The sequence below is a fragment of the Citrobacter sp. wls615 genome, from assembly GCF_005281355.1.
In the GTDB taxonomy this organism is placed as follows: domain Bacteria; phylum Pseudomonadota; class Gammaproteobacteria; order Enterobacterales; family Enterobacteriaceae; genus Citrobacter; species Citrobacter werkmanii.
In genome coordinates, this window is sequence record NZ_SZXM01000084.1 from 205,627 (window position 1) to 216,451 (window position 10,825).

A 10,825-nucleotide genomic window follows, 5' to 3' on the forward strand; every position below is an offset into this window, starting at 1 on the left:
CATCGCTAGAATCGTCCCCCTTTTTCAGGATCCGGCCCGTATGCCGGATCGGGAACAAATTATGGCCTGGAGGCTACCTTGTTAAACTCATTTAAGCTTTCGCTACAATACATTCTGCCGAAACTATGGCTCACTCGCCTGGCGGGTTGGGGTGCGAGCAAACGAGCGGGATGGCTGACCAAACTGGTGATCGATCTGTTCGTGAAATATTACAAGGTCGATATGAAAGAGGCGCAAAAGCCGGATACAGCCAGCTATCGCACCTTTAACGACTTCTTTGTTCGTCCCCTGCGCGACGAAGCTCGTCCAATTAACACCGATCCTAATGTACTGGTGATGCCTGCTGACGGTGTGATTAACCAATTAGGTAACATCGAAGAAGACAAGCTGTTACAGGCCAAAGGGCACAGCTATACGCTTGAAGCGCTGTTGGCCGGCAACTACCAGATGGCGGACAAATTCCGCAACGGTACGTTTGTGACCACGTACTTATCACCACGCGATTACCACCGCGTACATATGCCCTGTAACGGTATCCTGCGCGAAATGATGTACGTGCCGGGTGACCTCTTCTCTGTAAACATCCTGACGGCGCAAAACGTACCGAACCTGTTTGCCCGTAACGAACGCGTTATTTGCCTGTTTGATACCGAGTTTGGCCCGATGGTGCAAATTCTGGTCGGGGCAACTATCGTTGGCAGCATTGAAACCGTCTGGGCTGGCACCATTACCCCGCCGCGTGAAGGCGTAATTAAACGCTGGACCTGGCCGGAAGGCGAAAGCGAAGGGTCAGTGGCACTGCTCAAAGGTCAGGAAATGGGCCGCTTTAAGCTCGGTTCTACCGTCATCAACCTGTTTGCACCGGGCAAAGTTAACCTGGTTGAGCAATTGCAGGACCTCTCAGTCACGAAAATCGGTCAGCCAATGGCCATCTCAACAGAGACTTTCGTGACGCCAGAGGCAGAACCTGCCCCACTGCCGAAAGAAGAGATCGAAGCAGAACACGATGCCAGCCCGCTGGTTGACGACAAAAAAGACGAAACTTAAACATAGGAATCGCTGCTGTGCGCCTGATTATCACTTTTCTGATGGCCTGGTGCCTCAGCCTGGGGGCGTACGCTGCGACGGCCCCCGACGCCAAACAACTCACCCAGGAACTGGAGCAGGCCAAGGCGGCGAAACCCGCTCAGCCAGAAACCGTTGAGGCGCTCCAGTCCGCACTGAATGCCCTTGAGGAGCGTAAAGGCTCTCTTGAGCGCGCTGCGCAATATCAGCAGGTTATTGATAACTTCCCCAAGCTCTCCGCAACGCTACGCGCACAGCTTAGCAATCTGCGTGACGAACCGCGCAACGTACCAAGCGGACTGACAACTGATGCGTTAAACCAGGAGATCCTCCAGGTCAGCAGTCAGTTGCTGGAAAAGAGTCGTCAGGCCCAGCAGGAGCAGGATCGCGCCCGGGAAATCGCCGACTCGTTAAGCCAGCTCCCTCAACAGCAAACCGATGCCCGCCGCCAGCTAAATGAGCTTGAGCGGCGTATTGGTACCGCCAACGCCAATCCCGCGCAGAATCAGGCGATGCAGGCTGAATCAGCCAAACTCAAAGCCCTGGTCGATGAACTGGAGCTGGCGCAGCTTTCCGCCAACAACCGTCAGGAACTGGCGCGTATGCGCTCAGAACTGGCAGAAAAACAGAGCCAGCAGCTCGACGCCTATCTGCAGGCATTACGTAATCAACTCAACAGTCAGCGGCAGCGTGAAGCTGAGCGAGCGCTGGAGAGCACCGAACTGCTGGCGGAAAACAGTGCGGGATTGCCCGAAGGCATTGTTGACCAGTTCAAGGTTAACCGCGAACTGTCCCAGGCCTTAAACCAACAGGCACAGCGAATGGACCTGGTCGCATCGCAACAGCGTCAGGCCACCAGCCAAACGCTGCAGGTGCGTCAGGCGTTGAATACGCTGCGCGAACAATCCCAGTGGCTTGGGGTCTCGAATATGCTGGGAGAAGCACTACGCGCACAGGTATCTCGTCTGCCCGAAATGCCCAAACCTCAGCAGTTAGATACTGAAATGGCGCAGCTTCGCGTACACCGCATGCGCTATGAGGATCTCCTCAACAAACAGCCGCAACTGCGCCAGATCCATCAGGCCGATGGGCAACCGCTGACCGCGGAACAGAGCAGCATCCTCAACGCCCAGTTGCGCACTCAGCGTGAATTGCTGAACTCACTGTTACAGGGTGGCGATACGCTGATCCTTGAACTGACCAAGCTAAAAGTCTCCAATAGCCAACTGGAAGATGCGCTAAAAGAGGTCAACGAAGCGACACACCGCTATCTGTTCTGGACGTCTGACGTCAGCCCTATCTCCCTCTCATGGCCTGTCGACATTGTTCAGGATCTGCGGCGTCTTATCTCATTAGATACCTTTAATCAGTTAGGTAAAGCCAGCATCATGATGCTGACCAGCAAGGAAACGCTGCTACCGCTTTTCGGTGCGCTGGTGCTGGTTGGATTTAGCCTTTCTTCCCGCAAACACTTCACCCGCTTTCTTGAACGCTCGTCCGCACGGGTGGGTAAAGTGACCCAGGACCACTTCTGGCTGACGATACGCACGGTATTCTGGTCGATACTCGTCGCCTCACCGCTACCGGTACTGTGGGCCACCCTGGGTTACGGCTTGCAGGAAGCCTGGCCTTATCCGTTGGCCGTCGCTATCGGCGATGGCGTAACCGCCACGGTGCCCATGCTGTGGGCGGTGATGATTTGCGCCACCTTTGCACGCCCTAACGGTCTGTTCATTGCCCACTTTGGCTGGCCGCGTAATCGCGTCGCGAAGGCCATGCACTATTACCTGATGAGTATCGGGCTGATTGTCCCGCTGATCATGGCGGTAATCATGTTTGATAACCTCAATGACCGGGAATTCTCCGCCTCATTGGGACGCTTGTGCTTTATCTTGATTTGCGGCGCACTGGCGGTCGTGACTCTGAGCCTGAAGCGCGCCGGGATACCGCTGTACCTCGATAAAGAGGGCAACAGCGATAACATGGTCAACAGCATGCTGTGGAATATGTTGATGGGTGCTCCGCTGATTGCCATCCTCGCGGCCGCAGTCGGCTATCTCGCCACATCACAAGCTCTACTGGCACGTCTGGAAACGTCCGTGGCTATCTGGTTCTTGTTACTGGTGGTGTATCACGTTATTCGCCGTTGGATGCTGATCCAGCGCCGCCGCCTGGCGTTCGACCGCGCCAAGCATCGACGCGCCGAAATGCTGGCGCAGCGTGCACGAGGTGAAGAAGAACCGCCGCACTCCACCAGTCTTGAAGGCGCAATTGACGTTGATGAAAGCGAAGTGGATCTCGACGCGATCAGCGCACAATCGCTACGTCTGGTGCGCTCAATTCTGATGCTTATCGCCCTGCTTTCAGTCATTGTGCTGTGGTCAGAAATTCATTCCGCATTTGGCTTCCTGGAAAACATCTCGTTGTGGGATGTCACCTCTACGGTTCAGGGCGTGGAAAGCTTAGAGCCAATCACGCTGGGCGCGGTGCTCATCGCAATACTGGTATTTATCATCACCACCCAGTTAGTGCGCAACCTGCCCGCGCTGCTGGAGCTGGCGCTGCTGCAACATCTGGATTTAACCCCTGGCACCGGTTACGCCATTACCACCATTACCAAGTATTTGCTGATGCTGATTGGCGGTCTGGTTGGCTTCTCGATGATCGGCATTGAGTGGTCCAAACTGCAATGGCTGGTGGCTGCTCTCGGTGTTGGTCTGGGCTTTGGTTTGCAGGAGATCTTCGCCAACTTTATTTCCGGCCTGATTATCCTGTTTGAGAAACCGATTCGCATTGGCGACACGGTGACCATTCGCGATCTAACCGGTAGTGTGACAAAAATTAATACTCGCGCCACCACCATCAGCGACTGGGATCGCAAAGAGATCATCGTGCCCAATAAGGCCTTTATCACCGAGCAGTTTATCAACTGGTCGTTGTCAGATTCCGTCACCCGTGTGGTGTTAACTATCCCGGCGCCGTCAGAGGCTAACAGCGAGGAGGTTACGCAGATTCTGCTGACTGCCGCACAGCGCTGTTCGCTGGTTATCGATAACCCGGCGCCAGAAGTATTTCTGGTAGACCTGCAGCAAGGGATTCAAATCTTCGAACTGCGTATTTATGCCGCAGAGATGGGACACCGCATGCCGCTGCGTCATGAGATCCACCAGCTGATTCTGGCAGGCTTCCGCGAACACGGTATTGATATGCCATTCCCACCGTTCCAGATGCGTCTGGAGAGCCTTGGCGGTAAACAAACGGGGAGAACGTTAAGTTCTGCGGGCAGAGGCAACCGCCCGGCGGGAAGTTTGTAGCGCATGATTCAGGCAAGAAATGCCGGATGGTCTTATCCGGCCTACGAAGATGCTTCTTTGTAGGCCGGAGACGCCAGGACGGTTACTCCACCGCCCACTCAGGTTCGTTGGCCATGCGACGGCTATAGTTCTGATAAATCGCCATCGCCAGCAGCGAGAAGAAGATCGGGCCGCCGGTCATCCACAATGCGCTGTTCCAGTCCCCGGCTTCAATCACCGGCTGGATGATGGTGAACACGTTGGCAAACGTCACCACCAATACCACCACGCCTGTTGTCAATAACGTCGCCGCCCGCGTTTTAAAAATCACAAACGGCCTTTCCAGATCCGTACGCGCTTTAAAGAATGGGAAAGCCAGTGCAAGGAACAGATACGGCAGTGTCATTGAGACGTTCGCCATCAGGGTCAGTTTGTTATAAAACGCGGAAGCCGTGTCGCCGCCAAACGAAACCAGCAGGATAAACAGGCTCACCAGTAAACACTGCAACCACATTGCCGTCGTCGGCATCCCCACCGCATTCAGCCTGGTCATCGGCGCGGGCCACAATGCCTTCGGCGTTCCCTGAATAATCGCTTTCAGCGGCGAGTAGCTGAGCGTGAAAAAAGCGCCAGTATAGGCGAGGAACATAGAAAGACCGGTGATACGCGCGAACCATACGCCCAACGCCATCGCGCTTTCCGGGGAAAGGTGCAGCGCATTACCCAACGTCATCCCGAGGCTTTTCATCAGGATATAAGTAATGTTGCCGAGGTTGACCGAGCCATCACTTAATACCTGTTGCCAGTTGGTGCTAACGCCCCATAAAAATATCGCCAGTGAATAACCGACAGAAATGACAATAGCGGCAAAGACAATCCCTTTCGCGAAGTTCTTTTCTGGCTTTTCTGTTTTATCTACCAGTCCACCCACGGCCTCAATTCCGCCGTAAGCAAAAATAGCAAATACAACAAATGACAACATTGCCAGACCGGACTGATATCCCGGATTAGGCGAGGAGATAAAATTAATATCCTGCGCAAAGTGGCCACCCGTTAATAACAAAATAGCGACACTCACTAACAACAAAACTAAATTAAGACACATTACGGCAATTCCGCCTACAGCCGTAATACGGGCAATCTTATTAATCCCCCGTGAGGCCACGCAGGTCACCAGAATCATCCAGCCGACGGCGAGCAGACCGACAACCTGCGTAGGCTCAAGCCCCGCAATACGCCAGTGCTGCGTCATGTCTGCGCCAAATAAGAAGGTCGAAAAAGGTACCCAGACTTTTGCCGCCGTGCTTACCATCCATATCACATAGGAAGAAAACCACATAAACGTGCCGATAAACGCATAGCGTGGGCCAACGCTATTATTCATCCACGAATAGATTCCCCCCTCTTCTTTCCGATAGGCAGAACCCATTTCCGCCATCATTAAAGCAAATGGAATAAAAAATAATAATGCGGAAAATATATACCATGGAATCGCGCTATACCCCATTAAATAGAACGCGGAGGGGCTGTTAGCAAAACCAAAAACAGACGTAAATATCATAAGGATGAGACCAATCAGGCTCATCTTTTTTATTGTTTGGGTCATTAAACCATCCCTTACTCTGGCAAGCGTTTAACAAACGCCGCTCACCGATTGGCACTGCTCTCATTGCGGAGTTCAGCGATAAAAAATTAACACAGAATTGATACCTGAAAGATACCAAACATCCAGATGTAAATTGTGGCTATTAGAGGGTAATTGAAAAAATATGCTACAAAGTGGCGGTTTCTCCGCCACTTTGTATTGAGAGAGCGTGAATTACGCGCGATCGACGGTAAATGCGATAACCTCAGCCAGGCTTTCCGCGCCCAACGCCAGCATCACCAGACGGTCAACGCCGAGCGCCACGCCAGAGCAATCCGGCATGCCCACTTTTAACGCTTCAAGCAGGTTGGTATCGATAGGTTGCTGTGGCAGGCCGCGTGCGGCACGTTTGCGGTTATCCTGTTCAAACCGTTGCTGCTGCTCGCGCGCGTCAGTCAACTCATGGAAACCATTCGCCAGTTCAATACCTTTGTAATACACCTCGAAACGCTCAGCCACGCGGTGATCTTCGGTACTGATTTGCGCCAATGATGCCTGGCTGGCGGGGAAATGATAAACAAACGTCGGTTTGTCTTTGCCGATATGCGGCTCAACGCCCATCGTGAACAGCAGTTGCAGTAAGGTGTCCCGGTCTTCTTCGGTATCGGCGATATTGCTGAGATCCAGCTTAGCCGCCACTTCCCGCAGTTGGGTTTTGTCTGCAGACAGTGGATCTATCTCCAGATGACGCTGGAAGGCCTGCTGATAAGAAAGGCTTTCCGCCGGAGAGCAGTCCAGCACCTGCTGGAGCAAATCATCCACTTCATTCATCAGGCGATACATATCGTAGTGGGGACGATACCACTCGAGCATGGTGAACTCAGGGTTATGATGACGCCCCATCTCTTCATTACGAAAGCTGCGACACAGTTGATATACCGGGCCACATCCTGCCACCAGCAGGCGCTTCATATGATATTCCGGACTGGTCATTAAATAGAGATTCATTCCCTGGGAATGTCCAGGGCCGACGAAACGTGTTTCGAACGGGAACAGATGGATGTCCGTTACCGTTGCCTGACTCATACAAGGGGTCTCAACCTCAAGCACGCCACGATCGGCAAAAAAGCGGCGAATCTCCGCTATAATTGCTGCACGTTTTAACAGATTGGGGATGGACGCGCTCGGCTGCCAGGTTGCCGTTTCGCTCATGGTTGTTTCTCCGATTTAAGACAAGGGCACGAAGTCTACTCGTATCGCGCTAACGAGACAAATTTCACGCGGTAGTAATCAGCACAGGCAATCGGGTAAAAAAAGCGACATGGGGTGGTTTAGTAATTAAATTAATCAAATTCAATGATAATTCCCCCCTTTGACACGCTAAAAAAATCGAACACGTCAAATTTCCCGCACATCCCTAAGACTATACTATTGTACCTATAAAGGAGCAGTGGAAACGCGTTCATAACCTGTTTGAAGCCGATGAAGCATCTGAGTTCAGGCGGGGATGAAATAACAACAATCTGGAGGAATGTCGTGCAAACCTTTCAAGCCGATCTTGCCATTATAGGCGCCGGTGGCGCGGGATTACGTGCTGCAATTGCTGCCGCACAAGCAAATCCCAACGCTAAAATCGCACTGATCTCAAAAGTGTACCCAATGCGCAGCCATACCGTTGCTGCCGAAGGCGGCTCTGCTGCTGTCGCGCAGGATCATGACAGCTTTGACTACCATTTTCACGATACGGTAGCAGGCGGAGACTGGCTGTGTGAGCAGGATGTCGTGGATTACTTTGTCCACCACTGCCCAACTGAAATGACGCAACTGGAACAATGGGGCTGCCCATGGAGCCGTCGTGAAGACGGTAGCGTCAACGTACGTCGCTTCGGCGGCATGAAAATCGAGCGTACCTGGTTTGCCGCGGATAAAACCGGCTTCCACATGCTGCATACGCTGTTCCAAACGTCTTTACAGTTCCCACAGATTCAACGCTTTGACGAACACTTCGTTCTGGATATCCTGGTTGACGATGGTCATGCTCGCGGCGTCGTCGCGATGAACATGATGGAAGGCACGCTGGTGCAGATCCGTGCTAACGCAGTCGTGATGGCAACGGGCGGCGCAGGTCGCGTTTACCGTTACAACACCAACGGCGGCATCGTAACCGGCGACGGTATGGGCATGGCGCTGAGCCACGGCGTTCCGCTGCGTGATATGGAATTCGTTCAGTATCACCCGACGGGTCTGCCAGGCTCCGGTATCCTGATGACTGAAGGCTGCCGTGGTGAAGGCGGTATTCTGGTCAACAAAAATGGTTACCGTTATCTGCAAGACTACGGCATGGGTCCGGAAACCCCACTGGGCGAGCCGAAAAACAAATATATGGAACTCGGTCCGCGCGACAAAGTTTCTCAGGCTTTCTGGCACGAATGGCGCAAAGGCAACACCATTTCCACTCCGCGTGGCGATGTGGTTCACCTCGACCTACGTCACCTCGGTGAGAAAAAACTGCTCGAACGTTTACCGTTCATTTGCGAGCTGGCGAAAGCCTACGTGGGTGTCGATCCGGTTAAAGAGCCGATCCCGGTACGTCCGACCGCACACTACACCATGGGCGGTATCGAAACCGATCAGCACTGTGAAACCCGCATTAAAGGTCTGTTCGCTGTCGGCGAATGTTCCTCTGTTGGTCTGCATGGCGCTAACCGTCTGGGCTCTAACTCCCTGGCGGAACTGGTGGTCTTCGGTCGTATGGCCGGCGAGCAGGCTGCGGAACGTGCTGCAACGGCTGGCGCTGCAAACAGTGCCGCGCTTGATGCACAGGTTGCCGGTATTGAAAAACGTCTGAAAGATCTGGTTAACCAGGAAGGTAACGAAAACTGGTCTAAGATCCGTGACGAAATGGGGATCTCCATGGAAGAAGGTTGCGGTATCTACCGTACGCCGGAACTCATGCAGAAAACCGTTGATAAGCTGGCTGAGCTGCAGGAGCGCTTCAAGCGCGTGCGTATCACTGATACCTCCAGCGTCTTCAACACCGACCTGCTGTACACCATCGAACTGGGTCACGGTCTGAACGTTGCTGAATGTATGGCGCACTCCGCTCTGGCGCGTAAAGAATCCCGCGGCGCGCATCAGCGTCTGGATGAAGGCTGCACCGAGCGTGACGACGTGAACTTCCTCAAACACACCCTCGCCTTCCGCGATGCTGACGGCACGACTCGCCTGGAATACAGCGACGTGAAAATCACCACTCTGCCACCGGCTAAACGTGTTTACGGTGGCGAAGCGGAAGCAGCCGATAAGAAGGAGAAGGCGAATGGCTGAGATGAAAAACCTGAAAGTTGAGGTGGTGCGCTATAACCCGGAAACCGATACCGCGCCACACAGTGCTTTCTACGAAGTTCCTTACGATGAAACCACGTCTCTGCTCGATGCGTTGGGCTACATCAAGGATAACCTGGCGCCGGACCTGAGCTATCGCTGGTCCTGCCGTATGGCAATCTGCGGCTCCTGCGGCATGATGGTCAACAACGTGCCGAAGCTGGCGTGCAAAACCTTCCTGCGTGATTACACCAACGGTATGAAGGTTGAAGCGCTGGGCAACTTCCCGATTGAGCGCGATCTGGTCGTCGACATGACGCACTTTATCGAAAGCCTGGAAGCGATCAAACCGTACATCATCGGTAACCCGCGTACACCGGATCAGGGCCCAAACACCCAGACTCCGGCGCAGATGGCGAAGTATCATCAGTTCTCCGGTTGCATCAACTGTGGTCTGTGCTATGCCGCGTGCCCGCAGTTCGGCCTGAACCCTGAGTTCATTGGACCGGCTGCGATTACGCTGGCGCATCGTTACAACGAAGATAGCCGCGACCACGGTAAGAAAGAGCGTATGGCTCAATTGAACAGCCCGAACGGCGTCTGGAGTTGTACTTTCGTGGGCTACTGCTCCGAAGTCTGCCCGAAACACGTCGATCCGGCTGCGGCCATTCAGCAGGGTAAAGTTGAAAGTTCAAAAGACTTTCTTATCGCAACCCTGAAACCACGCTAAGGAGTGCAACATGACGACTAAACGCAACGCCTATGTGCGGCCAATGACGTCCACCTGGTGGAAAAAACTGCCGTTTTATCGCTTTTACATGCTGCGTGAAGGCACAGCCGTTCCGGCTGTCTGGTTCAGTATTGAACTGATCTTCGGCCTGTTTGCGCTTAAGCACGGTGTGGAATCCTGGGCTGGCTTTGTCGGGTTCCTGCAGAACCCGGTGGTGGTGATCCTTAACATCATCGCCCTGGCAGCCGCGCTGCTGCATACCAAGACCTGGTTTGAGCTGGCGCCGAAAGCGGCCAACATCATCGTAAAAGACGAAAAAATGGGGCCAGAGCCAATCATCAAAGGGCTTTGGGCGGTTACTGTGGTTGCGACAGTAGTAATACTGTTTGTTGCCCTGTTCTGGTAAGGAGTCCGGAATGATTAATCCAAATCCAAAACGCTCTGACGAACCCGTATTCTGGGGCCTGTTTGGTGCAGGCGGTATGTGGAGCGCAATCATTGCGCCGGTAATGATCCTGCTGGTAGGCATTATGCTGCCGCTGGGCTTTGTTCCTGATGCCTTCAGCTATGAACGCGTCCTGGCATTCGCGCAGAGCTTTATCGGTCGCGCATTCCTGTTCCTGATGATTGTCCTGCCGCTGTGGTGCGGTTTACACCGTATGCACCACGCGATGCATGACCTGAAAATCCACGTGCCTGCTGGCAAATGGGTATTCTATGGACTGGCAGCTATCCTGACCGTTGTAACGGCCATTGGTATCCTGACCATCTAATCGCATGCGTTAACTATCAGGCCCGCCATTGGCGCAATACCGATCAGTTAAGGAT

At 53.5% G+C, this 10,825-nt stretch carries 8 protein-coding genes; 6 read left to right on the forward strand and 2 right to left on the reverse strand.

What is annotated here, in order from left to right; translation table 11 throughout:
* Nucleotides 1–78: 78 nt before the first annotated feature.
* Both asd and mscM read left to right on the forward strand, forming a co-directional pair.
* Nucleotides 79–1,047 (forward strand): archaetidylserine decarboxylase, encoded by a 969-nt coding sequence (gene asd, locus FDX04_RS21650; RefSeq protein ID WP_061382723.1) that lies wholly within the window; start codon nucleotides 79–81, stop codon nucleotides 1,045–1,047.
* Nucleotides 1,048–1,064: 17 nt separating this feature from the next.
* Entirely contained in the window at nucleotides 1,065–4,379 is a 3,315-nt protein-coding gene (gene mscM / locus FDX04_RS21655; RefSeq protein ID WP_137361602.1) for a miniconductance mechanosensitive channel MscM, read from the forward strand.
* Nucleotides 4,380–4,461: 82 nt separating this feature from the next.
* On the opposite strand, the gene yjeM is transcribed toward mscM, so the two are convergent.
* The gene (gene yjeM / locus FDX04_RS21660) at nucleotides 4,462–5,964 is read right to left on the reverse strand and encodes a glutamate/gamma-aminobutyrate family transporter YjeM (protein WP_137361603.1); all 1,503 of its coding nucleotides are present in this window, start codon (nucleotides 5,962–5,964) and stop codon (nucleotides 4,462–4,464) included.
* A gap of 213 nt (nucleotides 5,965–6,177) precedes the next feature.
* Nucleotides 6,178–7,155 carry an elongation factor P--(R)-beta-lysine ligase gene (epmA, locus tag FDX04_RS21665; RefSeq protein WP_003830517.1) on the reverse strand — a complete coding sequence of 326 codons (978 nt, stop codon included), beginning with the start codon at nucleotides 7,153–7,155 and terminating at the stop codon, nucleotides 6,178–6,180.
* Nucleotides 7,156–7,479: 324 nt separating this feature from the next.
* On the opposite strand from epmA, the gene frdA reads away from it, so the two are divergent.
* The 4 genes from frdA to frdD are packed head-to-tail and all read left to right on the forward strand — an operon-like array spanning nucleotide 7,480 to nucleotide 10,770.
* Nucleotides 7,480–9,270: a fumarate reductase (quinol) flavoprotein subunit gene (gene frdA / locus FDX04_RS21670; protein WP_038636496.1), complete on the forward strand. Its 1,791-nt coding sequence runs from the start codon at nucleotides 7,480–7,482 to the stop codon at nucleotides 9,268–9,270.
* On the forward strand, nucleotides 9,263–9,997 hold the full coding sequence (gene frdB, locus FDX04_RS21675; RefSeq protein WP_006686291.1) for a fumarate reductase iron-sulfur protein: 735 nt from the start codon (nucleotides 9,263–9,265) through the stop codon (nucleotides 9,995–9,997). The genes frdA and frdB overlap by 8 nt, the downstream gene beginning before the upstream one ends.
* A gap of 10 nt (nucleotides 9,998–10,007) precedes the next feature.
* Complete coding sequence (gene frdC, locus FDX04_RS21680; RefSeq protein ID WP_006686290.1) at nucleotides 10,008–10,403, forward strand: fumarate reductase subunit FrdC; 396 nt, start codon at nucleotides 10,008–10,010, stop codon at nucleotides 10,401–10,403.
* Between the two features lie 10 nt (nucleotides 10,404–10,413).
* A complete protein-coding gene (gene frdD, locus FDX04_RS21685; RefSeq protein ID WP_003025535.1) occupies nucleotides 10,414–10,770 on the forward strand; it encodes a fumarate reductase subunit FrdD in 357 nt (118 codons plus the stop codon).
* Nucleotides 10,771–10,825 lie beyond the last annotated feature (55 nt).